Source organism: Rhizobium sp. AG855 (assembly GCF_003610655.1).
Classification (GTDB): Bacteria; Pseudomonadota; Alphaproteobacteria; order Rhizobiales; family Rhizobiaceae; genus Allorhizobium; species Allorhizobium wuzhouense.
This window is the reverse complement of record NZ_RAQG01000003.1, coordinates 868,998-895,282: the sequence shown is the minus strand read 5'-3', so window position 1 is coordinate 895,282 and position 26,285 is coordinate 868,998. Positions and strand designations below refer to the sequence as shown.

Annotated in this window: 21 protein-coding genes; 11 read left to right on the top strand and 10 right to left on the bottom strand. The window is 63.1% G+C overall.

Annotated elements, in window-relative coordinates; all coding sequences use genetic code 11:
• Positions 1-28 precede the first annotated feature (28 nt).
• On the bottom strand, positions 29-460 hold the full coding sequence (locus tag DFO46_RS04335) for an Lrp/AsnC family transcriptional regulator (RefSeq protein ID WP_110790968.1): 432 nt from the start codon (positions 458-460) through the stop codon (positions 29-31).
• Between the two features lie 146 nt (positions 461-606).
• Here DFO46_RS04335 and DFO46_RS04330 point away from each other — a divergent pair, with 146 nt between their 5' ends.
• A complete protein-coding gene (locus DFO46_RS04330; RefSeq protein ID WP_120276452.1) occupies positions 607-1,710 on the top strand; it encodes a saccharopine dehydrogenase family protein in 1,104 nt (367 codons plus the stop codon).
• Positions 1,711-1,995: 285 nt separating this feature from the next.
• Positions 1,996-3,366, top strand: coding sequence for an EAL domain-containing protein (locus DFO46_RS04325; protein WP_183041834.1), 1,371 nt, complete (start codon positions 1,996-1,998; stop codon positions 3,364-3,366).
• 1,471 nt (positions 3,367-4,837) lie between these two features.
• Here DFO46_RS04325 and DFO46_RS04310 read toward each other — a convergent pair.
• Entirely contained in the window at positions 4,838-5,140 is a 303-nt protein-coding gene (locus DFO46_RS04310; protein WP_120276448.1) for an addiction module antidote protein, read from the bottom strand.
• Between the two features lie 96 nt (positions 5,141-5,236).
• Between DFO46_RS04310 and DFO46_RS04305 the strand changes: the two genes are divergently transcribed.
• The gene (locus DFO46_RS04305) at positions 5,237-6,169 is read left to right on the top strand and encodes a hypothetical protein (RefSeq protein WP_120276447.1); all 933 of its coding nucleotides are present in this window, start codon (positions 5,237-5,239) and stop codon (positions 6,167-6,169) included.
• A 66-nt stretch (positions 6,170-6,235) separates the two neighbouring features.
• Here DFO46_RS04305 and DFO46_RS04300 read toward each other — a convergent pair whose 3' ends face one another.
• Both DFO46_RS04300 and DFO46_RS04295 read right to left on the bottom strand, forming a co-directional pair.
• On the bottom strand, positions 6,236-8,797 hold the full coding sequence (locus tag DFO46_RS04300; protein ID WP_120276446.1) for an FAD-dependent oxidoreductase: 2,562 nt from the start codon (positions 8,795-8,797) through the stop codon (positions 6,236-6,238).
• Between the two features lie 258 nt (positions 8,798-9,055).
• Entirely contained in the window at positions 9,056-9,487 is a 432-nt protein-coding gene (locus DFO46_RS04295) for a pyridoxamine 5'-phosphate oxidase family protein (protein ID WP_120276445.1), read from the bottom strand.
• A gap of 291 nt (positions 9,488-9,778) precedes the next feature.
• Here DFO46_RS04295 and DFO46_RS04290 point away from each other — a divergent pair, with 291 nt between their 5' ends.
• Positions 9,779-10,309 (top strand): DUF992 domain-containing protein, encoded by a 531-nt coding sequence (locus tag DFO46_RS04290; RefSeq protein ID WP_120276444.1) that lies wholly within the window; start codon positions 9,779-9,781, stop codon positions 10,307-10,309.
• 259 nt (positions 10,310-10,568) lie between these two features.
• Here the strand turns inward: DFO46_RS04290 and DFO46_RS04280 are convergent, their stop codons facing one another.
• Together DFO46_RS04280 and DFO46_RS04275 are read right to left on the bottom strand one after the other, a co-directional pair.
• Positions 10,569-12,401, bottom strand: a complete 1,833-nt coding sequence (locus DFO46_RS04280) for an ABC transporter ATP-binding protein (RefSeq protein ID WP_120276443.1) — start codon at positions 12,399-12,401, stop codon at positions 10,569-10,571.
• 188 nt (positions 12,402-12,589) lie between these two features.
• Complete coding sequence (locus tag DFO46_RS04275) at positions 12,590-13,402, bottom strand: helix-turn-helix transcriptional regulator (protein WP_120276442.1); 813 nt, start codon at positions 13,400-13,402, stop codon at positions 12,590-12,592.
• A 106-nt stretch (positions 13,403-13,508) separates the two neighbouring features.
• On the opposite strand from DFO46_RS04275, the gene DFO46_RS04270 reads away from it, so the two are divergent.
• Positions 13,509-14,396: an SDR family oxidoreductase gene (locus tag DFO46_RS04270; protein ID WP_120276441.1), complete on the top strand. Its 888-nt coding sequence runs from the start codon at positions 13,509-13,511 to the stop codon at positions 14,394-14,396.
• A 7-nt stretch (positions 14,397-14,403) separates the two neighbouring features.
• Here DFO46_RS04270 and DFO46_RS04265 read toward each other — a convergent pair whose 3' ends face one another.
• Complete coding sequence (locus tag DFO46_RS04265; RefSeq protein WP_120276440.1) at positions 14,404-15,867, bottom strand: protein adenylyltransferase SelO; 1,464 nt, start codon at positions 15,865-15,867, stop codon at positions 14,404-14,406.
• A gap of 165 nt (positions 15,868-16,032) precedes the next feature.
• Positions 16,033-17,385: a chloride channel protein gene (locus DFO46_RS04260; RefSeq protein ID WP_120276439.1), complete on the bottom strand. Its 1,353-nt coding sequence runs from the start codon at positions 17,383-17,385 to the stop codon at positions 16,033-16,035.
• A gap of 223 nt (positions 17,386-17,608) precedes the next feature.
• On the opposite strand from DFO46_RS04260, the gene DFO46_RS04255 reads away from it, so the two are divergent.
• Both DFO46_RS04255 and DFO46_RS04250 read left to right on the top strand, forming a co-directional pair.
• Positions 17,609-18,112: a hypothetical protein gene (locus tag DFO46_RS04255; protein WP_120276438.1), complete on the top strand. Its 504-nt coding sequence runs from the start codon at positions 17,609-17,611 to the stop codon at positions 18,110-18,112.
• A 174-nt stretch (positions 18,113-18,286) separates the two neighbouring features.
• A complete protein-coding gene (locus tag DFO46_RS04250; RefSeq protein WP_147412735.1) occupies positions 18,287-18,562 on the top strand; it encodes a hypothetical protein in 276 nt (91 codons plus the stop codon).
• A gap of 76 nt (positions 18,563-18,638) precedes the next feature.
• On the opposite strand, the gene DFO46_RS04245 is transcribed toward DFO46_RS04250, so the two are convergent.
• Positions 18,639-20,381: an MFS transporter gene (locus tag DFO46_RS04245; protein ID WP_120276436.1), complete on the bottom strand. Its 1,743-nt coding sequence runs from the start codon at positions 20,379-20,381 to the stop codon at positions 18,639-18,641.
• A 572-nt stretch (positions 20,382-20,953) separates the two neighbouring features.
• On the opposite strand from DFO46_RS04245, the gene DFO46_RS04235 reads away from it, so the two are divergent.
• The 4 genes from DFO46_RS04235 (at position 20,954) to DFO46_RS04220 (ending at position 24,262) form a co-directional block, all read left to right on the top strand.
• On the top strand, positions 20,954-21,526 hold the full coding sequence (locus DFO46_RS04235) for a HupE/UreJ family protein (protein WP_110792126.1): 573 nt from the start codon (positions 20,954-20,956) through the stop codon (positions 21,524-21,526).
• A 265-nt stretch (positions 21,527-21,791) separates the two neighbouring features.
• Entirely contained in the window at positions 21,792-22,565 is a 774-nt protein-coding gene (locus tag DFO46_RS04230; RefSeq protein ID WP_110792124.1) for an amino acid ABC transporter substrate-binding protein, read from the top strand.
• 264 nt (positions 22,566-22,829) lie between these two features.
• A complete protein-coding gene (locus DFO46_RS04225; protein WP_110792122.1) occupies positions 22,830-23,510 on the top strand; it encodes an ABC transporter permease subunit in 681 nt (226 codons plus the stop codon).
• On the top strand, positions 23,507-24,262 hold the full coding sequence (locus DFO46_RS04220) for an amino acid ABC transporter ATP-binding protein (protein ID WP_120276434.1): 756 nt from the start codon (positions 23,507-23,509) through the stop codon (positions 24,260-24,262). Before DFO46_RS04225 ends, DFO46_RS04220 begins: the two co-directional genes overlap by 4 nt.
• A 94-nt stretch (positions 24,263-24,356) precedes the next feature.
• Here DFO46_RS04220 and DFO46_RS04215 read toward each other — a convergent pair whose 3' ends face one another.
• A complete protein-coding gene (locus DFO46_RS04215; RefSeq protein WP_120276433.1) occupies positions 24,357-26,282 on the bottom strand; it encodes a methyl-accepting chemotaxis protein in 1,926 nt (641 codons plus the stop codon).
• Positions 26,283-26,285: the final 3 nt, after the last annotated feature.

Sequence of the window (26,285 nt, the reverse complement as noted above, 5' to 3'; positions counted from 1 at the left end):
AGGGCGTGGCGGCCGTCTTAAGGCAATTTCAACGTGCAATCCGCGTCGACAGGATGATCGACGACAGGGTTCGCTCCACCCCTGACAATTCCCCGATCCGGTCGATCAGGCGATCGAGCTCCGAAATGGACGGAGCCGCGACGATGGCGATCAGGTCATAGGGACCATTGACCGAATAGAGCGCCGTCACCTCCCGGATGGCGTTGAGTTCCGATGTCACCTGGCTCAGCGCCTTGGGCGCGATCGTGATCATCACATGCGCCCGGATCAGCCCGCTCTGATAGGCGTCGGAAAGCCTGAGCGCATAACCGGCGATCACCCCTTGCGCCTCCAGCCGCTCCAGCCGCGCCTGGACCGTCGACCGCGACAGATCCAGCCGCCGCGCCAGTTCGGCCACCGGCATGCGGGCATTTTCCGAAAGCAGCGCCAGAAGCGCCCTGTCCTTGTCCGAAACCTGCATATCGCCGATCCAACTCGTCACTTCGACGAGAATGATACGACGTTTCGATCAATCCGTCACTTGGAATCGGCGCAACCGATCCGCAGACTGGATTGACCAAATGCAAGCGCGCCACCGGCGTGCAGAGACCAACGAGGGGCAAAGCCATGAAGAACGTCACCATCATCGGAGCCGGCAAGATCGGCGGCGCGATTGCCCGCATGCTGGCCGAAACCGGCGACTACACCGTCACCGTCGCCGACCGCAGCGCTGAACAGCTGGCCAAGCTCGACAGCCATCCGGCGGTTTCCGCAAGGGAACTCGACATTTCCGATGCCGCGGCCCTCGACGCCGCCTTGTCCGGCCAGTTTGCCGTGCTCTCGGCCGCCCCCTTCCACCTGACCGGCGCGATCGCCGAAAGTGCCGCCCGCACCGGCACCCACTATCTCGACCTGACCGAGGACGTCGCAACCACCCGCAAGGTCGAGGAACTGGCCCGCGGCGCGCGCTCCGCCTTCATTCCCCAGTGCGGCCTTGCCCCCGGTTTCATCTCGATCGTCGCCCATGATCTGACCAAGCATTTCGACACGCTGGATACGGTCCGCATGCGCGTCGGCGCGCTGCCGCAATATCCGTCGAATGCGCTGAACTACAACCTCACTTGGTCGACCGACGGCCTGATCAACGAATATATCGAGCCCTGCGAGGCCATCGTCGAAGGTAAGCTGTCTGTCGTGCCGGCCATGGAAGAGCGCGAGGAATTCTCCCTCGACGGCGTCACCTACGAAGCCTTCAACACCTCGGGCGGTCTCGGCACACTGGCGAAGACGCTCGAAGGCCGGGTGCGCACGATGAACTACCGCACCATCCGCTATCCCGGCCACCAGGCGATCATCAAGGCGCTGCTCAACGACTTCAACCTGAAGAATCGCCGCGATGTGCTGAAAGACCTCTTCGAAAACGCCCTGCCCGCCACCATGCAGGACGTGGTCGTCGTCTTCGTCACCGTCTGCGGCTGGAAGGACGGCCGATACCTGCAGGAAACCTATGCCAACAAGGTCTATGCCGGCGTGGTCGCGGGCAAGAAGATGAGCGCCATCCAGATCACGACGGCCGCCGGCATCTGCACGGTCCTCGATCTGCTCGCCGATGGCACCCTGCCGCAGGCCGGTTTCGTTCGCCAGGAAGAGATCGATCTTCCTTCCTTTCTTGCCAATCGCTTCGGCCGGGTTTACGACCCTGAAGTCATGAAAGTCGCCAAGGCGGGCTGAGACTTTCGAGCCGAGAGTTCTCCGGGGGGAGGAAGGACCTGACGGTCCGGATCGGGCGGTCGACGGCAAGAGCCGCGGCCGCCCGCATTCGTTCTGCCCCCCGCACCCCGCACACCCCGCGCCCCGGACGCCTCCATGCCGAAACGTCCGCACGCCGAAACCCGCTGTTAATCATCGGGCACAGCCATTCCTTAAGCTCATCGTGATACAGGGAAGGTCACGAAAGCCGGACAATCGAGGATGGAATTTGCGATTCAAAGCGCTTGCAAGGTGAATGGAAGACAGATGGAGACGGACGGCAGCACCGACAGGCGACAAAGACGCGTGATCGTCGCCTATCAGGCGATGACGCTGGCTGTCGCCTTTTTCGCCACGTTGTGGTCGGTGATCTTCGCGCTGCATGGCCACAAGCTGATGGCCCTCGCCGAGTTGTTTCCGGCCGTCGTCGCCATCCTCTGCTTTGCCCTCGTCACAGCCGGCAAACTCGACCTTTTCCTGCTGATCGCCCAGATCTCCTTCCTGGTGTTCATCCTCGGCTTTTGCCTGCTCTTCGATGTGCCCGACCCGCATTATCCGCGCGTCTCGCATCTGTTTTTGCCCGTGCTGGCGATGATGGGCTATATCAACCACCTGCGCCGGCCGACCTTTGCCCAGGCGTCCGTGATCGCCGCGAGCTTGGCGACCTTCGTCTTCCTGCACGCCTCCAACAGCGTCTCGCCCTTTGCCGATCCCATTCCGCAGCAGCTGCGGGCCGTCGGGGTCTGGGTCAATCCGGCGCTTGCCGCCATCCTGTTCACGGCCGCCATCTACGCCCTGCAGCGCCGCCTCTCCGCGCCGCGCGGCCTCGCCCGCGAACTGCTGGGCGCCATGCGTCGGGGCGAGCTGTCTCTGGCCTATCAGCCGCAGGTCGACCGGGACGGTCGGGTGACCGGCGCCGAAGCGCTGCTGCGCTGGCAACACCCGACGCGCGGCGCCGTATCGCCCGCAGAATTCGTGCCCCTGGCCGAGGAAATGGGCATCATGCCGGTGCTTGGCGCCTGGGTGCTCGATGAGGCCGGTCGCACGCTTGCCCGCTGGCAGGCCGATCCGGCACTTGCCCGGCTCACCCTCTCGGTCAATGTCAGCGCCAGCCAGTTCAACGAAAGCGACTTCACCGCAACGATCCGCCAGTTGCTCGCAAGCCATGCCATCGCCCCCGCGCGGCTGCGCCTCGAACTGACCGAAAGCGTGCTGCTCTCCGGCCTCGAACCGGTGGCCGAAAAGATGGAGATCCTCAAACGCGACGGCGTCGCCGTCTCGCTCGACGATTTCGGCACGGGGTATTCATCCCTTGCCTATCTGCGCCGCCTGCCGGTGAACGAGCTGAAGATCGACCGCAGCTTCGTCGCCGGCCTCGCCGACAGCGACCGGGCTACAGCGCTGGTCCGCTCCATCGTCTCGATTGCCCGCGATCTCGACCTGCAGGTCGTCGCCGAGGGCGTGGAAACGCCGGCGCAACACGCCATTCTGCGCGAGATCGGTTGCCACCTCTTCCAGGGCTGGCTCTTCGGCCGCCCTGTTGCACGCGACGATTTCGAGCTGATGCTGCGCGAGAAGCATCCCGCCGCGGCGGCGATGCCGCAGCGCCTGCAGGTGAGGCGCGCAGGGGCGCTGTGAGGTTTGGCGCCGGAGGACCGCCGCCTTGGAGGGGCAGATCGGCACCCGCAGGCGCCTCATGCTGAGGTGCCCTCGCATGGCGAGGGTCTCGAAGCAGCCTGTGCTGGTGGCCTCGTGCTTCGAGGCCGGGCGTTGCCCGGCACCTCAGCATGAGGGGATCGGGGTGGCCTCGCCCTTCGAGGCCCGACTGTGTCGGGCACCTCAGGGTGAGGGGTGATGTATCACTGTCAAAAACCCCAAGCTTCGCCGCCGGTCGGGATCAACTCCCTCCGGGTGTGGGCATGCTTGTCTCGGACGAGGCGCCAGAAGCAACCTGTCTAAGTATTTTATATGGCTCCTTCCGGCGCCTCGTTCGGCGTTTTGTCCCGCTGCATGCGTCTCTCTGGCAAGGCGGCGACGGTCCTCGTCATCCTCGTCCTCGGGTTTAACCCGAGGATGACCCGAGGACCGAGGATGACCGGGCGCGGGTCCGGCTGCGGCAGCCTCGTCCTTGCGGAGTGTTCTGCCAGAGCCTGGCCGGTGGCCCGGGAGGTTCCCGCCGGATGGTGCACCAATCCGACCGGGACCCTCGCCCGGGGGATGATCGTCTGGCCATTGGCGGCCTGGCGTCCATCCCCGCCGTTTGTTTCGCCCCGCTGTCTGGGTGTTCGCGACAGCGCGGGCGCCTTGTCTGTGTGCCTCTGAGGCACGTCCTTCCGATCAGGGTATCCAGGCTTTGGGGCATCCGACCCCATCACCCTCGTCAAGCCCTTCGTCCGGAGGGAGACCGTTGCAGCGGGCCGGGATCTTGCACCTGCGACAGTGCTTAACCCCGGCGCCGGCCCCGCCTCGCCTGACATCGCATCGTCAGGTGTATCCGAGGGCGGGACAGCTCCGAGTCTAAGGGAGGAAAAAGGGTGGGGGATGAAAAAATGTGTCGGGGTTTGATTTTGTTGGAAAATGTTTGGAATTCATCCCCCTTTTTTGGGAAATGGCGCTGTCTGGCGTGACCGTCTGGCCTCGGAAGGCTTGTGTTTGGATCCTCGGGTCAAGCCCGAGGATGACGGAGTGTGGGGGAGCGACGGGTATCCTCCTCTACCGCATCCACCGTAAAACGCCCGAAGAGAATACCCTCTTCGTCTCCAAGAAGGTCGTCATCCTCGGGCTTGACCCGAGGATCCAGACACAAGCCAATCTCGGGCTCCATGCCCCCCTTGCGGGGGAGACTTCGGAGTGGTGGCCGAAGGCCAGACATCGATCCAGTGAATCGATTTCAGCGAACGGAGGCCTGAGCGCGACGCCGCGCGAAGGCTGGAAGAGGAATTGGCCCGATCAGGGCCAAACCTCAGATTTCGCAAGAGGGGGGCTCGGTGATGTCGGTGCCAACGGAACCGTGCCCCTCTCCAGGAAAATCTGAAGTTTAGGCGGCTTGCGCGGACCTCAAGCCTTCGATTTTCCGTCCTCCCCCGCTTGGGGGGAGGTAGAGCCGTCCCTATTCCTTTTCCTCGATCGGCAAGGCCGAAAGCTTCAACCCCATGGCCTTCATCAGTTTGAGGACGGTGGCGAATTCCGGATTGCCGTTTTCGCCAAGCGCCTTGTACAGGCTCTCACGTCCAAGCCCCGTCTCTTCGGCGATAGCGGTCATGCCGAGAGAACGCGCAACGGTATTGAGTGTACGGCGGATTTCGACGGGATCTCCCTCTTCCAGGGCTGCGGCCATGTAATCGGCGCGGGCTTCGGGCGTGCCGAGATAATCGGCGGCATCAAAGCGGGGAACGTCATTAAACGACTGCATCTCGTTTCCTCAGAGGCTTAACCTAAGATTGAGTTTGCGCACATCGACAACTTCATTCAAGATGGTGAACTCTTTACAAAGGGGATGAGACCCACGGTGACGTTAGTTATCTCCATTCAAACCAATCGGTCGCTTTGGCTAATGGCAGACAGACGCCTGACTGTCGCAAACAAAGTATTGCGCGATGATGCGACGAAGATCTGTTGCCTCGATACACTGGATGGAAAAGCGATCATTGGGTACGCCGGTCTAGGCGCAACTGCGCGCGGCATGGAACCATCCGAGTGGATCTCAAATTCACTACGCGGCCTACGCATCACTATCGAACAGGCGCTTGAGGTTCTAGCAAACGCCGCTCGCAAAGCGCTTCCAGCGCATCTCATCGGAGTTTCTGAACAGTTTCAACACGTGATGCTTGTTCCGGCTTTCACCAAATCCACTCACCTTTACTCCATCGAGTACCAACAGAAGGGCAAGGAGATATCCATCGGACTCCGCAGGCTGGTTAAGACGAATAGAGGAACCAGTTTTACTCCGAGAGCGAGCGCGGTAGGTAGCGGTTCAGAACTCCTGTCTAGAAATCTCCATTGGCATCATAAAGTCTGTGGCCTCGTTCGGGCATTCAACAACGAAAAGATTTCCGGCAATGTGGTTGCAGAAGAATTGAACGCCATCTGCCAGTCGGTCCATTTAGCACTGACCGAAAGAGGCGATAACTCAGTTGGAAATTGTAGCATTGTCGCCTGGAGAGACCTTAGGTCAGGAGGCGGTAATCATGTTTCATTTACTGGAACAAAGATGGATCAATACTCTGCATCCATACCTACAATAGCCAATGGAATGGATGTCTCCACATTAGCCAAAGAAATGCTGCCCCATTTGTGGGATATTTTTCCACAGATGGAAGCCCATCGCAAAGAGGGACATGGTGAGATGGATCAGCAACACCCCGCCATGAAGGCCTTCATACAAAAAACTGATGAGATTGCAAAAGAGCTTCCATTCGAGCCAGACGAACGGTTGCGGTAGTTACAAAAAACCCGCCGACCTCTCGGCCGACGGGTCCATTCCCCTCTGAGCGAAACCGCCCCACCCTCAGCTGCGCGGCTTCAAATTCTCCGGATCATACAGCGGCTTATATCCCACCGCCGCAACTTCCACCGGGAACGTCTCCGCAAAATACTCCACGTTCAGCTTCCGCCCCACTTCGCAATACTCCGCCGGCAGATAGGCGAGCGCGATGTTCTTGCCGATGGTCGGGCCGAAGGCGACGGAGGTGGTGTAGGACCGCCGTCCGAGGCTGTCGATCAACACTTCGCCTGACGCGGGGTCGACGACCGGCATGGAGCCGACGGGGTAGCGGGCGACGCCCTTGCTGTCGACATTGTCGGTCATCACGAGCGTGCAGAGCATGGCCGGCTGCTGGGCGCGCGCCTTGTATTCGAGATGCTTGGCCTTGCCGCGGAAGTCGGCGTCCTTGACCTTCGGACGCGCCAGATCGGCTTCGATCAGGTTGTACTGGGTCAAGAGATCGCCGTTCTGCAGGCGCAGGCTCTTTTCCATGCGGCGCGAGTTGGCATAGGTCTCGACGCCGAAGGCCATGACGCCGGTGGCGCGGAGCGCATCCCAGACGGCGAGGCCGTCTTCGTATTTCATATGCAGTTCCCAGCCCTGTTCGCCGACATAGGAGATGCGGAAGGCGGTGACGGATTTGCCTGATATTTCGATCTGCTTGATCGCGGCGAAGGGGAAGTTTTCCGCGTCGAGTCCATCAGGGTCGGCCACGGCCTTTTTCAGCGTCGCACGGGCGTTCGGGCCCCAGATGCCGATGGTGATGTATTTCTCCGAAGTGTCGGTGATGGTGACATCGAGGCCACGATCCTGGGCGACGCGCTTCATGTAGTGGAAGTCGCGCGGGCCGGCATCGGCACCGTTGACGAGGCGGCAGCGGTCGGCCAGCCGGAAGACGGTGAAGTCGGCGCGCACCATGCCCTCGTCGTCGAGGAAGTGGGTGTAGATGCCCTTGCCGATATTGGCGTCGCCGCCGATCTTGGCGGCGCAGAGCCATTCGAGCAGTTCAACATGATCAGGACCTTCGATGTCGACCATGTGGAAGTGGGACAGGTTGACGATGCCGCAATCCTCGCTCATCGCCAGATGTTCGGCATTGGAGACGCGCCAGAAGTGGCGGTTGTCCCATTCGTTGGCGCGAACCGGGACGCGGTCGCCGTATTTCTCCAGGAGATGCTCGTTGGCCTTGTAGCCATGCGCGCGCTCCCAGCCGCCGAGTTCCATGAAATAGCCGCCGAGCTCGACTTCGCGCTCATACATCGGCGAACGCTTGGCGCCGCGACCGGTGGCATAGGGTTCGCGGGTGTGCACGGCCGGGAAGTAGATCTTCTGGGCGGCCTCGTAGCAGCGGCCGGCAATGAAATCTTCGGTCAGCTGATGCGGATAGAAGCGGGCGTAATCGATCGAGTTGTGGTCGATCTCGGTACGGCCATCGGTCATCCAGTCGGCGATCAGCTTGCCGTAGCCGGGGCCGTCCTTGACCCAGATGGCGACGCAATACCAGAGGCCGCGCACCTTCTGGCTTTCGCCGCAGGACGGGCCGCCGGCAGCGGAAACCTGCAGCAACCCGTTGAAGCTATGGCCTTCGTTATAGCCGAGTTCGCCGAGGATCGGGGTGAGCTCCATGGCGCGCTCGAGCGGCTCGAGGATCTGCTCCATGTCGAGATCGCGCTGCGAGGGCGAAAGCCGCGCCTCGTGTTTTTCGAGGAGCTCGCGCGGGTGGCACATGCGCGGGTTCGTCGTTTCGTAGTAACCCCACTCGATCTGGCCGCCCTCGGTCGTTTTCGGGTCGCCGGTGTCGCGCATATAGGCGGAATTGCCCTGGTCGCGCAAAAGCGGATAGCCGATTTCCTTGCCGGTGCCTTCAAATTCGTTGTAGGGGCCGAAGAAGGTGAGCGGGTGGTCGACCGGCATGACGGGCAGGTCTTCGCCGACCATTTCGGCAATCAGGCGGCCCCAGAGACCGGCGCAGACGATGACGTGATCGGCCATGATCGTACCGCGATGGGTGACCACACCCTTGATGCGGCCACCTTCGACGATGAGCGACTGGGCCGGCGTATTGCCGAACATCTGGAGCTTACCGGACTTTTCCGCGGCATCGACGAGCTTGCCGGCAACGGTCTGCGAGCGCGGGATGACGAGGCCGGCATCCGGATCGAACAGGCCGCCCATGACCTGATCTTCCTCGATCAGCGGGAACTTTTCCTTGATTTCGGCGGGCGAGACGTAATGCGCGCGGGTGCCGAAGGCGCGGGCGGACGAGAGTTTACGCTTGATCTCTTCCATCCAGGTATCGTCGCCGGTGCGGGCGACTTCCAGACCGCCGATGCGGGCGTAGTGGCCCATCTTCTCGTAGAAATCGATGGAATACTGCGTGGTCCAGACCGAGAGATAGTCATGGGACGTGGTGTAGCAGAAATCCGAGGCATGCGCCGTGGAGCCGATATCGGTCGGGATGCCCGACTTGTCGATGCCGACGATGTCGTCCCAGCCGCGCTCGATGAGATGATGCGCGATCGATGCGCCGACGATGCCGCCTAGACCGATGATGACGACTTTCGCCTTGGTCGGAAACTCTGCCATAGCCTTGTGAACCCTGATGTCTGGGAGTGAGTGATGCTGCGCCGATCTTAAGAGGCGGGCAAAGACATTTGCAGCCTGTCTGCGACATTCTGCAAGATCCCCACGACCCCTGTCCACGCTCCTCTGGCCGAGCGCCATTGGCCCGTTCGCGGCGATGGCGCGGCCGATGATGTCGCGCAGGAAACGGCAAAGGGCGCCGACGAAAGCCGGCGCCCCCTATCACGGATCAACGACATCATGGGCCTCTGACGGACCGGCTCAGACGGTTATTGTGCCATTGTCCTCGCCGTCCCAATAGCTGACGGCATCGGCATGCACCTTGATCAGCACGACACCGGGCGTGTCGATGCCCTCGGGAAACCAGCGATCGAGATCGGAATTCCAATGGGCGGCAAAGACGGACCTGTCGGCGATCAGGCTGGCCCGGCCGGCCACGGCAACGAAGATGCCCGGCTTGCCGAGCAGGCTCGGCGGCGCGGTGAAGGAAAGCGAAACGGTCGGGTCGGCGGTCAGCTCGCGGATCTTGGCGGTATCGGTATAGGAAAAGAAATAGCTGTCGCCGTCGTAATCGACTTCGCCATTGTTGCTCATCGGGCGGGCGGCGATCGTGCCCTGGGCGGATCGGGTGAGCATCATGCAGAAATCGATCTTCCGCATTTTCTTGGCGAGTTCGGGCAAGGTCATGGTCATCGGGCATCCTCCGGCTGGGTGTGCCGATGAAAGGCTGGCAATCGAGACTTGGTTCCCGAAAGGCCAGACTTTGCCGTCAGACTTTGCCGGAGAAAGCGCCGGCGGACCGACCGGGGGTGCGGGACATGCCGATTTCTCGGGAATCGGCGGATTCCACGCGGATCGCCACTTTGCTGCCCATGTGCCGCCTCAGTTGGATCAATCTTGCCGCTTAAACGTTGTTCCACGCTGCCCGAGAAGCCGATAACGGCCACCTCCCCACGGGCAGCAGAACATGGAAGGAGATTTGCCATGAAGACCCTGATCGCGGCCAGCCTTGCCGCCCTGCCCATGCTGGCCTCTGCCGGCACCACTCACGCGGCCGACATGACCTATGCCGAACCCGCCCCTGCAGTTCAGGACAACGGTCCGGTCGGTGGCGTGCGCATCGGTTATCTCGACTGCCAGATCGGCTCCGGCTTCGGCTATGTGCTGGGCTCGGCCAAGACTGCCGACTGCGCCTTTACCTCCGTCGTCGACGGCGAGCCGCTCGATACCTATTCCGGCTCGATCAAGAAGTTCGGCGTCGACCTCGGCTACACCGCCAAGGGCCGTATCATCTGGGCGGTCTTTGCCCCGACCGCCGGCTATCACAAGGGTTCGCTCGGCGGCCTCTATGGCGGCGCGACGGCGGAAGCAACCGTCGGCGCCGGCGTGGGCGCCAACGTGCTGTTCGGCGGCACCTCCGGATCGATCCACCTGCAGCCGATCAGCGTCACGGGCCAGCTCGGCCTGAACATCGCCGCCACCGGCACCTCGATGACGCTGCAGCCGTCGATCTGATCGGCAACATTCGTTCAGATAGAGAAAAGGCGCCTCGCGAGGGGCGCCTTTTTTATGACGATGACAAAACCTAGCTCACAAGGGCAAGAGGACACCCCCCTCTGTCACTGCGTGACATCTCCCCCACAAGGGGGGAGAGCGGAGCGCTGCCTGTGCCGGCCCCTTCGCAGCATGAGAGGGGTGCGAAAGGCCAGCGGCCTTGCCAGTCTCCCCCCTTGTGGGGGAGATGTCCGGCAGGACAGAGGGGGGTGCCGAAAACTCACCCCTCCGCCTCCAGAAACCCACCCGATTGCCGCGCCCACAGCCCGGCATAATGGCCGCCGAGATCAAGCAGCTCCCCATGCGTGCCCTGCTCGACGATCCGGCCCCGGTCGAGGATGACGAGGCGGTCCATGGCGGCAATGGTGGAGAGGCGGTGGGCGATGGCGATCACGGTGCGGTCCTGCATCAGGTCTTCGAGGCTTGCCTGGATGGCTTGCTCGACTTCGGAATCGAGCGCCGATGTCGCTTCGTCGAGGATCAGGATCGGCGCGTTTTTGAGGATCACGCGGGCAATTGCGATGCGCTGACGCTGGCCGCCGGAGAGTTTGACGCCACGTTCGCCGACATGGGCGTCGAAGCCGGTGCGGCCGTGCCAGTCGGAGAGCTGCTCGATGAATTCGACCGCATGCGCCTGGCGGGCCGCCTCGATCACCTCGGCACGCGTGGCCGAGCGGCGGCCATAGGCGATGTTCTCGTGGATCGAGCGGTGTAGCAGCGAGGTGTCTTGCGTCACGACGGAAATATGCTGGCGGATGCTCGCCTGGGTCGCCTCGGCCACGTCCTGGCCGTCGATGCTGATGCGGCCGGTCTCGACGTCGTAGAAACGCAGCAGAAGATTGACCAGCGTCGACTTGCCGGCGCCGGAGCGGCCGACCAGACCGATGCGCTCGCCGGGTTTGATGTCGAGCGAGAAGTCTTCGATGATGCCGCCCTTGCGGCCGTAATGGAAGGAGACCTTGTCGAAGCGGATGGCGCCCTTCGTTACCTCAAGCGGCTTGGCCGAGGCCGGGTCGGTGAGCCCGATCGGCTTGGCGATCGTGTCCATCGCCTCATGCACGGTGCCGACCTGGTCAGAGATCTGGGTGATTTCCTGGGCGACGCGGGCCGAGGTGCCGGAAATCTGCAGCGTCATCGGCAGGACCATAGCGACGATGTCGATGCCGATGGCGCCGTTCGCCCAGAGCTTGATCGCGACCCAGGTGGTGCTGGCGATGAGGAGGCCCGAGAGCAGCGTCAGGCCGAGCGAAAACAGCGACAGCCAGCGATGCTGGGTGATCATGCGGGCCGTATGCTGATCGACGGCTTCCCGGACGAACTGGTCTTCCTCCTCAGGTCGGGCGAAGAGTTTCACCGTCATGATATTGGTATAGCTGTCGACGATGCGGCCGACGAAATCGGAACGCGCATAGGCAATCGCTTTCGAGCCACGCCGGATCTGCGGCACGATGGCGATGAGGAAGCCGACATAGGCAAGCGTCCAGAGCGCCACGGGCAGCACCAGCCACCAGCTGGCGGCCGCCAGAATGCCCGAAGTGATGAGGCCAAGCGCCACCAGATACCAGACGACGGAGATGACCGAGACGACGGAGCTTCTGAGCGTGTGGCCGATTTCCAGCACCCGCGAACCGATGCGCCCGGCAAAATCATTCTGGAAGAAGGAGAGGTTTTGCCGGATGACATGCCAGTGGCTCTGCCAGCGCACCATGTTGGTGACCCCGGGAGCGATTGCCTGGTTGAGCACGAGGCCCTGCAGCGCCGTCACCAGCGGCCGGATGACCAGCACCAGCAGGATCAGCCCGAAGATCAGCGAGGCGCCATCGGAGAACACCTGCTCCGGCGCCGATGATGTCAGCACCTTGACGAGTTTGCCCATGAAGACGGGGATCGCGGCGTCCGCCAGCGCGACGAACAGGCTGGCAAAGATCAGCGCGATGAACAGGCCTTTCGCCTGACGCACGAAGAACCAGTAGAAGTTGAGAAGCCCCTCCGGTGGATTGCCGGGTGTCTCACGCGCGGTGGGAACGATGATCGTCTCGAAAAAGCGCAACATGAAAATATCTCTGGAAAAAGGGCATCCCCCAAGCGGAGGAGGCGAAGAGAATCAGGAGATGAACAGGCAGGATTGGAGACCTGTCATTCGACGCTGGCAATGGGACAATTTCGCGACGCAGGTCCAATTGGAGCGGAGCCTATCTTTCGCGCCGCCGACATCACGCTCCGAGCGCTCGCCTTGGCGCGTCACTCATCGCCAGCCAATTTGCGGATCTGCTCGGCCACTTCGGGATCCACTGGCGTATAGACCATCAGGTTGAGATCAACTCTGCCGTCGACGGCAAAGGCCGAATATTCGAGGTCGATGGCCCCCAGCACCGGATGGAGGAGCCGCTTTGCGCCCTCCCCCGGCACGCTGATCTGGTTTTCGCTCCAGATCCGGCGAAACTCTGCGCTGACCTCTGAAAGTTCCTCGACCAGATCCTGGACCTGCGACACAGCCCCGGCCCTTGCAGCATCGGCACGAAACGCGGCGACGGAAAATCGGGCGATCGTTTCCCAGTCATGCTGCTTGGCCCGCACGTCCGGGCTTGTGAAAAGGAAGCGCAGCATGTTGCGCTGCCCCGGCGGCAGTCTGCCGTAGTCGGACAGCACGACCGTAGCCGCCCGGTTCCAGGCCACCACCTCCCAGGTCGCGGTCTTGACGATCGCCGGACAGGTGTCGAGCCGGTCGATGAAACGCTGCAGGCGCGGGCTGACGCCGTCGATCGTGGTGTATTTCGCCTCGGGTGGACGCCCGAGACCCAGCATGAACATGTGCTCGCGCTCGGCTTCCGTCATCAGCATGGCGCGCGCGATCCGGTTGAGAACATCGGCCGACGGTGCGCCACCCCGTCCCTGCTCCAGCCATGTGTACCAGGTGGGGCTGATATTGGCCCGCTGGGCCACCTCTTCCCGTCTGAGACCGGGCGTGCGGCGGCGGCCGGACAGGCCGAAGGTGGCCGGATCGAGCCGGACACGACGATCTCGGAGAAATGAAGCCAAAGTCGTCGCGGCCATGACGGGCACCGATCCTGAGAGGAATTATACCATGATAAAGTCACTACTTTAACAGGATAAACGATCTGTCATCTCTTGTCTGCATCAACAACGCAGGAAGACAGACATGCGTATCTTCGTCACCGGCGCCACCGGTTTTATCGGCTCGGCCGTCATCCCCGAATTGCTCGCCGCAGGCCATCAGGTGGTCGGCCTGACCCGCTCCGAAGACGGGGCCGAGAAGCTGCACGCGGCCGGCATCGAGCCACATCTCGGCACATTGGAGGACCCGGCCAGCCTGACACGCGGCGCCGACAAGGCCGATGCCGTCATCCACCTTGCCTTTGACCACGATTTCTCGAATTTCCAGGCCAATTGCCAGAAGGATGCGGTCGCGATCGCCGCCCTCGGCAAGGCGCTGATCGGATCGGATCGCCCTTTGCTGATCACCTCGGGCGTCGGCATGGGCATCGCCGCTCGCGGCGATCTGGCAAGGGAGGATGTGCTGGATCTCGACCATCCAAGCCCCCGCATAGCCTCCGAACTGGCCGGCCAGGCTCTGCTGGAGGCCGGCGTCAACCTGTCCACGATGCGGCTGTCGCAGATCCACGACACCAGGCGGCAGGGGTTGGTCACCTATCTGATCGACATCGCCCGCGCGCAAGGCCGTGCAGCCTATATTGGCGATGGCCAGACGCGCTGGTCGGCCTGCCCTCTGAGCGACACGGCCCGGCTCTTCCGCCTAGCGCTGGACAAGGCGGAGCCGGGGGCGCGATATCACGCCGTCGCCGAGGAGGCGATCAGCCTGCGCGATATAACTCAGGCCATCGGAGAGGCTTTGCACATCCCGGTCGCCTCACTCACCACGGAGCAGGCACAGGCCCACTTTGGCGCGATGATCGGCTTCGCCACCCTCGACATGCCGGCGTCATCGGCCCATACGCGGGCCGCTCTGGGCTGGGAGCCGGTAGGACCGAGCCTGCTGCAAGACCTGGCGGCGCTGGATCAGGACTGACGCCCGCTCAGGTCCCGCAAAATGTGCGTGTCACCCGCTCGTCCGGCGTCGGTGGCACGCGCAGATAAGCCGTCTCGGGATCGTCAACATAAGGCGTCGTCAGAGCATCGACGAGACGGTGGAAGAAGGAGAAGTCGCCGTAGACGGCAGCGGCGATCGCCTCCTCGATCCGGTGGTTGCGCGCAATCAGCGCCGGATTGACGGCCTCCATCGCCGCCTGGATATCCGCAGGCTGACGGCCGCCATCAGCAAGCCGGGCGCGCCAGCGGCAAAGCCAGTCGTCGAGGCCGTCCCGGGCGGCAAACAGCGCTGCGAAAACTGCCTCGTCCGCGCCGCCAGCGACCTTGGACAGTACACGGAAGGCCAGCGCGAAATCCGCCTCGCCCTTGTGCATCAGGTCCAGAAGGTCGGAGATCAGCGCCCGATCACCCTCGGTCGCGCCGACAATGCCGAGCTTTTCGCGAAAGGCCTGCAGCCAGGCGACCTGGAAGACATCGCCGAAATCCTTGAGCACGCCGTTTGCCGCATCCGTCGCCTTCTCTTCGTCCGCATCGAGGAGCGGCAGCAGGCATTCGGCCAGCCGCGCGATATTCCACTGGCCGATGCCCGGCTGGTTGGCATAGGCATAGCGGCCGCGCTGGTCGATCGAGGAAAACACCTTGCGCGGATCGTAGTCGTCGAGAAAGGCGCAAGGCCCGAAATCGATGGTCTCGCCCGAGATCGCCATGTTGTCGGTGTTCATCACGCCATGGATGAAGCCGATCGACAGCCAGCGGGCGATCAGTGTGGCCTGCCGTTCTGCGACCATGGCCAGCATGCCGAGATACGGGTTTTCGCCCGCGCGGGCTTCAGGGTAGTGCCGGTCGATCACGTAGTCGGCAAGGGCGCGCACGGCATCGACATCGCCCTCGGCGGCGAAGAACTGGAAGGTGCCGACGCGGATATGGCTTGCCGCCACGCGGGTGAAGACGGCACCCGGCAGCATGGTCTCGCGCACCACCTGCTCGCCGGTTGCGACGGCCGCAAGCGCGCGGGTGGCGGGCACGCCAAGCGCGGCAAAGGCTTCCGAAACGATATATTCGCGCAGGACCGGCCCGAGTGCCGCCATACCGTCACCCCGCCGGGAGAAGGCGGTGGGACCGGACCCCTTCAGCTGGATATCGAAGCGTTGGCCCTGGGTTGAGACGACTTCGCCGAGCAAAAGCGCCCGGCCATCGCCGAGCTGCGGATTGAAATGGCCGAACTGGTGCCCGGCATAGGCCTGGGCCAGCGGCTCGGCGCCAACAGGGATCACCTGGCCGGAAAACACCTGGGCAAGCCGCGTCTCGTCGGCACCAGCCAGATCGAGCCCGAGGGTTTCGGCGAGCCTGTGGTTGAAACGGATCAGCTGCGGCGCGCGGGCGGCGGCGGGTTTGGCCGGCCGATGAAAGACCTGCGGCAGGCGGGCATAGCTGTTGTCGAAGGCAAACACGATCAAGCTCCTCGGCGCCCGGCGGCCGGACGTATGAAATCTGTCAGGCCTTGCATATGGTGTATCATGGCGGCGAGGCAAGGAAGGTGACACCGGCGAGATGCAAGGCCGCCCTCGCCGCCTGCCGCCGCGCGCATGGCAGATCAACCGGGCGCAGATGCGGGATCAGGCACCCGGCTCTGCATCCGTGCCCTTGGCCCGCCGCGCGCGAATGGCTGCGGCAATGAAATTGCGCGACAGGCCGTGATAAAGCGGCTCGCGCGACAGGATGCGGGACGTCACATAGCCGATCATCGACACCGCCATGATCGGGATCACCGCCCCGTGGTTGCCGGTCATTTCCAGGATGATGACGAAGGCGGTCATCGGGGCCTGCACCACGCCGGCGAAATAGCCGGCCATGCCGAGCACGGCAGCAAGTGCAATGCTGGTACCCATCATCTGGCCTATCGAACTGCCAAGGCCAGCACCGATCGACAGCGATGGGGCAAAAATCCCGCCCGGAATGCCCGAAAGCATGGACAGGAAACTGGCGACCAGCTTTTCCGCAAAGAACAGGAGGGGTGTCGCATCCCCTTCCAAAGCACCACGCGCCTGCTCGTAGCTGGTGCCGAAGGTGGTGCCGCCGGAGATGACGCCGATCATGGCAACGCCCAGTCCACACAGGGCCGCGAAAGCCACCATGCGCTGGAGCGGAGCCGGTTGCGCCCAGCGCCGAAGCCTGAGGCCGAGATGCAGCGCAAGCCCGCTGAAGCCGGCGCCAAGCGCGCCCCCGACCACACCGCAGACAGGAACAAGCGCCCAGTCGCGCCAGACAAGCGGCGCCGCCGAGGTGGAGCCGAAATACTGGTAGCTTCCGGCAAGCGCCAGTGAGGCAAGGCCGGAGAGGATGACGGCGGTCAACACGATGCCATTGGCACGGGACTCGTAGGCGCGCCCCATCTCCTCGATGGCAAAGACGATGCCGGCGAGCGGCGTGTTGAAGGCAGCCGCGATCCCGGCGGCAGAGCCGGCAAGGATCAGGCCGCGGGCCTGCGCCATGCCGCCGATGCGGGCGGCAGCCAGCATGAAGGATGCACCGACCTGCACGGTCGGCCCCTCGCGACCGATCGAGGCGCCCGACAGCAATCCGACCACGGTGAGCAGGATTTTTCCAAACGCCAGCCGCAGCGACAGAAGGCGGAAGCGATCCTCGTCATGATTGAGATGGCGAGCCGCGATCGCCTGGGGAATGCCGCTCCCCTGCGAATTGGGAAAGAGCGTGATCGAGAGCCACGCGCACAGGGCAAAACCGATCGGCGTGACGAGAAGCGGAAGCAGAAAGCCGTAACCGCCGACCTCGGTCATCGACAGGAAGGCGACCTGCGCCTGGTCGGCCATGCGGGCGAAAACCACGGAGATGACACCGATCGCCAGCGCGCCCGTCCAGAAGACGAGACGCGGCCTCCAGAGGCGGAAGGAACCCCAGAGGACCCGGGATCGGCGGACAAGCTTGGACCGGCGGTAGAAGTTCTGCATGTCGTCTATCGGCTGTGTCGGTTGGCCGCTTATCAGCCCATGCGCGCCGTGATGCAAGGGTGACAGAACGCAAATCTGCAACGGGAGGCGGGTCGAGAGCCCGGCAATCAATCGGTCTGGATCCAGAATTGGACGCACAGTCCCTGGGAACTGTGGGCCTGCATGCTTGCGACCCGACGCCACCGCAGTCTAGGATGAAGATCATCAACTCGGGGGGAAATCCATGCGAATTCAAAGCGCCCTTAGGGCCGGCCTGGTGCTGAGCTTCGGCCTATTGGTCTCCGCCTGCACGACAACCGAGGACGCCAACAATGCCGCCCGCTCGCGTTGGCTCGGCCAGCCGGTCGAGGCCTTCTTTGCAGCCTATGGTCCGCCGATCGACGAATACCCTCTCTCGTCGGGCAAGATCTACACCTGGCGCGGCGGCGACAAGACCCGCTACATTCCCCCGACCTATTCGAGCCCCGAGCCGGCCACCACCATCGTGCGCACGGAAACCCGCTCCGATGGTTCGGGCCAGACGGTGACCCAGACCCGTGTGATCAGAAGCGACCCGTTCTGGCAGCCGGAAATGATCAGCCCGCCGCGCTATCAGCAGCTCTTCTGCGAATTGCAGATCAACGCCAACAAGGCAGGCGTGATCACCGCGATCCGGGCGAGCAACGACACCGACGGCGACGGCTTCAGCCTGTCGCGCTGCGCGGAGGTCCTGGGGGTCAAGAAGTAGGGGGACGGGCCACAAGGCAGGTTGACGGCTCCGGCTCTCCGATTGGCATTATCTCATAAATTTCATCGCTTTACGCTGGACGCCTCGCATTGCGCCGCATAACGTGGACGCCTATCGGGGCGGTGGAGTGGCCCCACAAGGACACATTGGGACATGCCGTCGGAGGGGCACATCATGGTCGAGATCGTCACAACACAGCTTCTGGATCCCTTCCGCATCGGGCTGATCTTCTTTCTGCTGCTCACCGCCATCCGCACCAGGGCCAATATGGGCCTGTGGACGCCGCTGGCGATGGGCGTGGTCTTCATCGCCATCCTGATCCCGTTGACGACGGCCGCCGCCTCGCAGGTTCCACGCCTCACCGCAATCGGCCTCGGCGTCGTCACCAATGCCGTGATCCTCGCCATTTTCCTCGCCGGCTGGACGATCTGGGAAAAGACCCGCCGCTAAGCCTTCGGCAAACCCAAACAAAAACAGGCCGGCGAGATGCCGGCCTGTTCTTTGAACCGTCAAGGATCGATCGCGATCAGTCCTTGAAGATGTCCTTCTTGTGGGTATTGCCCGGCACCAGAAGCGCACCGATCACGACGGTCGCAGCGGCGATGATGATGGCATACCAGAGACCGCCATAGACGTTGCCGGTCTGCGCCGAGATCGCGAATGCGGTCGCAGGCAGCAGGCCGCCGAACCAGCCGTTGCCGATGTGGTAGGGCAAGGACAGGCCGGAATAGCGGATGCGGGTCGGGTAGAGTTCGACCAGCATGGCGGCGATCGGACCGTAGACCATCGTCACCAGAAGGATGAGATAGGTCAGGATCAGCACGACGCCGATCTTCTGGGCGGTGAAGATGTCGAAGAAGTTCGACGCCTTGGCGACCGTCGGGTTGTTGTCGGCGACCAGCGGATAGCCGGCAGCCGTCAGCGCGTCGTTGATCGACTTGGTGAAGGCAGCCGGAACAGCCTTGACGTCGTCGCCGGTCAGTGCAGACGCATCATAGGATGCGACCACGGTGTCGCCGATCTTGACCTGGGCGGCGGTTGCTGCCGGGTCTTCGATCGTCTCGTAATTGACCGAGGTCTTGGCAAGCGTTGCCTTCGCAATGTCGCAAGACGAGGTGAACTTGGCGGTGCCCGTCGGGTTGAACTGGAACGAGCAGTCGTCAGGCGCAGCCGTCACCGTGACCGGGGTCTGGTGGGCGGCATAGAGCGCCGGGTTGGCGGTCTTGGTCAGAAGCGGGAAGACGAAGTTGTAGGTGAGTGCCGCAATCAGGCAGCCCGCCAGGATGATCGGCTTGCGGCCGATACGGTCGGAGAGCGAGCCGAAGAACAGGAAGCCACCGGTGCCGAGGATCAGCGACCAAGCCACGAGAACGTTGGCGGTGAAGCTGTCGACCTTGATGACGTTCTGCAGGAAGAACAGGGCGTAGAACTGGCCCGAATACCAGACGACGGCCTGGCCGGCGACGAGACCGAAGAGCGCGATCAGTGCGATCTTGCCGTTCTTCCAGGTGCCGAAGGCTTCGCGCAGCGGCGCCTTGGAGGCAGCACCCTCTTCCTTCATCTTCTTGAAGGCGGGCGATTCATTCATCTGCAGGCGGATATAGAGCGAGATCGCGAGCAGAACGACCGAGCCGAGGAACGGAATGCGCCAGCCCCAGAGGTCGAAGGCCTTGATCATCTTCGGCGTGCCGTCGGGGTTCATGACGGCGGCACCGGCCGCGTCGAGAACCGGCATCGGATCCCAGTTGCCGTTGACATAGCTCTGCACCGACAGGATCACGACGAGCGAGAGCAGAAGCCCGAGCGTTGCCGTGGTCTGGATGAAGGCGGTGAAGTAACCACGCTGGTTCGAAGGCGCATGTTCGGCCACGTAAACAGCCGCCCCGCCATACTCACCACCGAGCGCCAGGCCCTGTGCCATGCGCAGAATGATCAGGATGATCGGTGCCGCAGCCCCCCACGAGCTGTAGCCTGGCAGCATGCCGACGAGGAAGGTCGAGCCACCCATGATCAGGATGGTCATGAGGAAGGTATATTTGCGTCCGATGATGTCGCCGAGCGCACCGAAGACCAGCGCGCCGAACGGGCGCACGATGAAGCCGGCGGCAAAGGCCAGAAGCGCAAAGACGTTACGGGTGGCTTCCGGGAAGGCCGTGAAGAACTGGGCGCCGATGATCGCCGCCAGCGAGCCGTAGAGATAAAAATCGTACCATTCGAAGACGGTACCGGCGGACGAGGCGAGAATGACCTTCTTCTCCTCCGCCGTCATGGGGCGCGAACGATCCCCGACGTTCATTTCCGTAGTTGCCATTATAACTCCTCCAAGTTTGCCGGTCTTGCGCCCGACACTTTTCTGGTCTGATTGACCAACAGGCCCCGCCTCCGCGTCGCCTGCCTCCTCTAAAATCCGGTCCTCTACCGGTCGGCACTGGCGCGCTGGCGCGCCTCGTTCCCCGCCGAGCCCTTGTTCCCTGTCGCAAATGGCATCGCCTTCACGAGCCGGGACGTCGAGCATCGGTCAAATTCTTAACACAATGCATATTTGCCGGTCAGAACGACTTTGGTATCAATCCCCAGCAGAACCGCAGCCAATCCATTCGACTTTAGGTGAAGGTCAGGCGCCAAAAACCTGGCGAGGGTGGTTTCGGGCACCATGTCGCGCAGCCGCAACCCGATGGCGCGCGAATCGCGCCCTCCCCCCGGCATTCGACGTAGGCTCTCCCACGTCTTTCCCGTGGACAGCTCCGAAAGGGTTACGCTAGTCTCCGCTTTGACATAAGGAGACGATCGGCGGGACCGAAATCCGGCCGCCATGAGTCGACCAAATAGAGGGACCAAATCATGCTGAAACGCCTTTCACTCACCGCCGCAATGTTTGCCGCAGCAGCCGCCCCCGCATTCGCCCATCTCGACCCGGCAGAGCACGGCTCGCTGATGGCGGGGATCTCGCATCCGCTGTTCGGCGCCGACCACATCCTGGCCATGGTCGCCGTGGGTGTCTGGGCAAGCCAGATCGGCGGCCGCGCCCTTTGGGCAGTACCTGCCGCTTTCGTATCAATGATGGCCGTCGGCTTCGGCCTGGCTGTCGCGGGCGTTGAGCTTCCCTTCGTCGAGCCGGCGATCCTCGCTTCCGTCATCGGCCTCGGTCTGCTGGTGGCCGCTGCGGTTCGCCTGCCGGTCGCTGCCTCGGCTGCCGTTGTCGGCCTCTTCGCGCTGTTCCACGGCCATGCCCATGGTGGTGAACTCGGTGCCGCAGGTGCGCTGCAGTTCGGCCTCGGCTTCCTGGTCGCGACTGCGGCCCTGCATGGTGCCGGCGTGGCACTCGGCCTCGGCGTCTCCCGCCTCGGCCCGGCCGTTGCCCGCATCCTCGGTCTTGCCACCGTCGTTGGCGGTGCCGCGATCGCCTTCGGCTGATAGGCCGCAGCGACGATCCGTTCGACCGCGCAATCCAAACCGCCCCGAAGCCCGGCTCCGTCCGGAACCTTTGGGGCGGTTTTCTCGTTCCGGAGGGCTGACCGCACCTGGATCCCAGGCACGGTCGTGGTGCGTTGAGTAATTTTTTCTCAATTGCCCAATTTATTCGCTCTTTTCTCTCATCCCAAGCAGGCCCTGATCTGCGATGACGATGCCCTCCCGAGACACGGGCCGGAAACGGCCCGACCGCATGAAAGGAATACCCATGAGCTGGCTCAAGACATTGGCTGCCGCCGCCGTTCTCCAGACGCTCGTTCTTAACCCGGCGATGGCCGGCGAGAACCTCGACCAGATCAAGTCCGCCGGGGTCATCAAGATCGGCACCGAAGGCACCTACGCACCCTTCACCTTCCACGATACGTCCAACAAGCTCGTCGGCTTCGACGTCGAGATCGGCGAAGCCGTCGCCGCCAAGCTCGGCGTGAAGGCCGAGTTCGTCGAAGGCAAATGGGACGGCCTGATCGCCGGCCTCGATGCCAACCGCTACGACGCCGTGATCAACCAGGTCGGCATCACCGAGGCACGCAAGGAGAAGTACGACTTCTCCGATCCGTACATCGTTTCCAAGGCCGTTCTCGTGGTCAAGGAAGGCAATGAAGACATCAAGAGCTTCGAGGACCTGAAGGGCAAGAAGTCGGCGCAGTCGCTGTCGAGCAATTTCGGCAAGATCGCCGAAGCAGCCGGCGCCGAACTCGTCGGCACCGACGGTTTCGACCAGTCGATCCAGCTGGTGCTGACCGGCCGCGCCGACGCGACCATCAACGACAGCCTCTCCTTCCTCGACTTCAAGAAGCAGAAGCCGGACGCGCCGGTGAAGATCGCCGCTGAAAAGGCCGAAGCCGACGCCTCGGGCATCATTGTCCGCAAGGGCGATGCCGAGCTCGTGGCCGCGATCAACAAGGCGCTCGCCGACATCAAGGCCGACGGCACCTACCAGACGATCGCCGACAAGTATTTCGGCCAGGACGTCTCGAAGTAACAACCACCCTCCCCTTGAGGGGGAGGGTCGGAGCGAAGCTCCGGGGTGGGGTAATCTCGCCGCATCCGCACGGTTCACCCCCACCTGCCGCTTCGCGGCGCCTCCCCTCAAGGGGGAGGTGGGAGACCAGCCACAACCTTCACCCTCGACCGCCGCGGCCTTGCCGCGCGGTCGGTCCGCTATAAATGCTAAAATTCCATCGCAGCAGCGGCGCTCGGCGTCTCTGCTGCGTTCCGTTTCAGTCCACTGTCCAAGGACACCCCCATGCCGCACTGGCTCCAACTGATGCTCGATTCGCTGCCGACCCTGCTCTGGGCCGGGGTGAAATTCACCATTCCGCTGACGCTCCTCTCCTTCGCGTTCGGCCTGACCTTGGGCCTCATCACGGCCGTCACCCGCCTGTTCGCAGCCAAGCCGCTGGTGATGATCGCCCGCTTCTATGTCTGGGTGATCAGAGGCACGCCGCTTCTCGTGCAGCTCTTCGTCATCTTCTATGGTCTGCCGAGCATCGGCATCCTGCTCGACGCCTTTCCAGCGGCGCTGATCGGCTTCACGCTGAACATCGGCGCCTACTCGTCGGAGATCATCCGCGCGGCCATCTCCTCGGTGCCGAAGGGCCAGTGGGAAGCCGCCTATTCGACCGGCATGAACTGGAACCAGGCCATGCGCAGGACCATCCTGCCGCAGGCCGCGCGCGTGGCCGTGCCGCCCCTGTCGAACACCTTCATTTCGCTCGTCAAGGACACGTCCCTGGCAGCCGCGATCACCGTGCCGGAACTCTTCCAGTCGGCCCAGCGCATCGTTGCGACGACCTATGAGCCGCTGATCCTCTATATCGAGGCGGCGCTGATCTATCTCGCGCTGAGTTCGGTGCTCTCCAATCTGCAATCCCGACTGGAAACGCGTTTCGGCCGTTATGGCGGCATGCTGGAGGCCAACCGATGATCACGCTGTCCAACATTGTCAAACGTTTCGGCGAAGCCACGATCCTGAACGACATCTCGCTGTCCTTCCCCGAAGGCAGCGTGACGGCGCTTGTCGGTCCCTCCGGCGGGGGCAAAAGCACGCTGCTGCGCTCGATCAACCTGCTCGAACTTCCAACCTCGGGTGCAGTCCAGATCGGCGACAACAGGGTGGAATTCTCACCCGGCCGGAAGCCGCCCTTCGCCGAGATCCAGAAGATTCGCTGCGAGACCGGCATGGTCTTCCAGAACTTTCAGCTCTTCCCGCACAGGACGGCGATCGAGAACGTGATGGAAGGCCTGATCACGGTGCAGAAGTGGTCACGCGACAAGGCGCGCGCACGCGCGGTCGAACTTCTGGACAAGGTCGGCATGGGTCACAAGATCGAAGCCTGGCCCGCCGAACTCTCCGGCGGGCAGCAGCAGCGCGTGGCGATCGCAAGAGCGCTTGCCCCCTCGCCCAAGGTCCTGCTCTGCGACGAGCCGACCTCCGCGCTCGATCCGGAACTGGCAGGCGAAGTGGTGGAGGTTCTGGGCAAACTCGCCTCCGAAGGAACGACCATGGTGATGGCCACCCACGATCTGAGGCTCGCCTCCAAGATCGCCAACCAGGTGGTGTTCCTGGAAGCCGGCCAGGTGGTGGAAACCGGCAGCGCCGAGCAGATCTTCCGCGACCCTCAGCGCGAGCGAACCCGGCGCTTCGTCTCCTCGATCAGCGCCGCACAGACGCTGTGAGCGAGCGCTGACACTCAGGATGAACCGCCGATGAGAAAGGCGGCGCGATTGCCCGCGCCGCCCCTGATCTCACATGTCCCGAGACTTGAAGCGATCAGAACTCTTCCCAGTCGCTGTTGACGGCGGCATTGCCCTGGAAGGCGGTCGCGAGCTTGCGGGTCAGCGCCTTGGCCGGGGATGGTCTCTGGACCTCGTGGGCGGCGGCGGCACGCGGCCGGGAGGGCGCCGCACTGCCCTGCTGGACCAGTCGGAATTGCGCCAGCAGGCTGTTCAGGGCAACGACCTCCTGCGCCAGGCCATAGCTCGCAGCCGTGGTTTCCTCGACCATGGCTGCATTTTTCTGCGTGTCCTGATCCATCTGATTCACAGCCGTGTTGATCTGCTGGAGGCCGGACGACTGCTCCTGGGCGGATTCGACGATGGCGAGAACGTGGCGGTTGATTTCCTGGACCTCGGCGACGATCGTCTCCAGCGCCTTGCCGGTATGACCCACCAGTTGCACACCTTCCTGGACCTGTTCGTTGGAGGTCGTGATCAGTGCCTTGATCTCCTTCGCGGCCGTGGCGGACCGCTGGGCGAGTTCACGCACCTCCTGGGCGACAACCGCAAAACCCTTGCCGGCATCACCGGCGCGGGCGGCTTCGACGCCGGCATTGAGCGCCAGAAGATTGGTCTGGAAGGCGATTTCGTCGATGACGCCGATGATGTTGGAGATCGACTGCGAGGACTGCTCGATCTTTTCCATCGCAATCACGGCGCGGCGGACGATGTCGCCGGATTCCTCCGCGCCCGACTTGGCACGCGAGACGAGATGTCCGGCGTCCTGCGCGCGCTTCGTCGAATCCTTGACGGTGGTGGTGATCTCCTCAAGGGCTGCCGCGGTCTGTTCGACGGCAGCCGCCTGCTGTTCGGTGCGCTTGGAAAGATCGTCGGCTGCGGACTTGATTTCGTTCGAGCCGGCATCGATGCCCCGCGCATTGGCCGCGATCTGCGACAGGGTATCCTCGAGCTTGGCGGCGGAGTTGTTGAAGTCCGTGCGAACCCCGTCCAGCGACGCGACGAAGGGCTGCTGGATGCGGAAGGAAAGATCGCCCTCGGCGAGCTTTGACAAAGCCTGGGCGAGGTGGTCGACCGCAAACTTCACGTCCTGAGCTTCCCTCAGCGCCTGCTCCTGGCGCGCCTGACGTTCCTGTTCGCTGATGCTGCGATTGGCCTCGGCCTCCTGCTCCAGACGAATGCGATCCTTGGCATTGGTCCGGAAGATTTCGGCGGCCTGGGCGATCTGGCCGATTTCATCCGAGCGATTGAGGCCGGGAATGGCTTCCTCGACCTGGCCTGTGGCGAGCGCGGCCAGACGGGCACGCAGGCGAAGCATGGGCTGCGTGATCCCGACCTGGGAGATGTAGAGCGCAAAGGCAAAGGCGATGACGAGACCGAGAGCAACGCCGGTGACACTCGACCAGGTGGTCGACTGCACGGAAGCGCCGAGAGCAGCTGTTCCGTCGTTCAGGAGCGTCTGCATGGCCTGATTGTGGTTGCCGCTGAGCGTCGAAAATTGGGCGAACAGATCTTCGTGGCGAGACTGCAGCGCAGCGACCTTCTGCTGGTCCCCGGCGACGGCGGCGGCCAGCATCTCGTCGAGATTCCCCTTCAGCTGGCCGATGAAGTCCGTCAGTTCCTTCATGGCATCGGCACGGCTGGGAAGCTCGCTGCTGACCCGGCTGTAACGTTCGTAAGCCGTCTTGAAGTTCTTCTCATAGCGCTCGGCAAGCGCCGTGTAGGCTTCGGACTTCGGGTCCATGTCCGCCATGCGCAGCGACATGGAAACCGACGTCCAGATGGCGGCCGAGGCGCGCGCGCCGAGGATCGTCAGATCGGCTTCGCGGGTGAGCAAGCTCTGATAGCTCTGGTTGGTCGAGTTGAGGGCAACGGTCAGCCAGGCGGACGTCGCCGTGGACATGATCGCCAGGGCGAGCAAAGCGCAAAGCACCTTGCTTCTGATCGTGAGCTTTTCCAACATGCA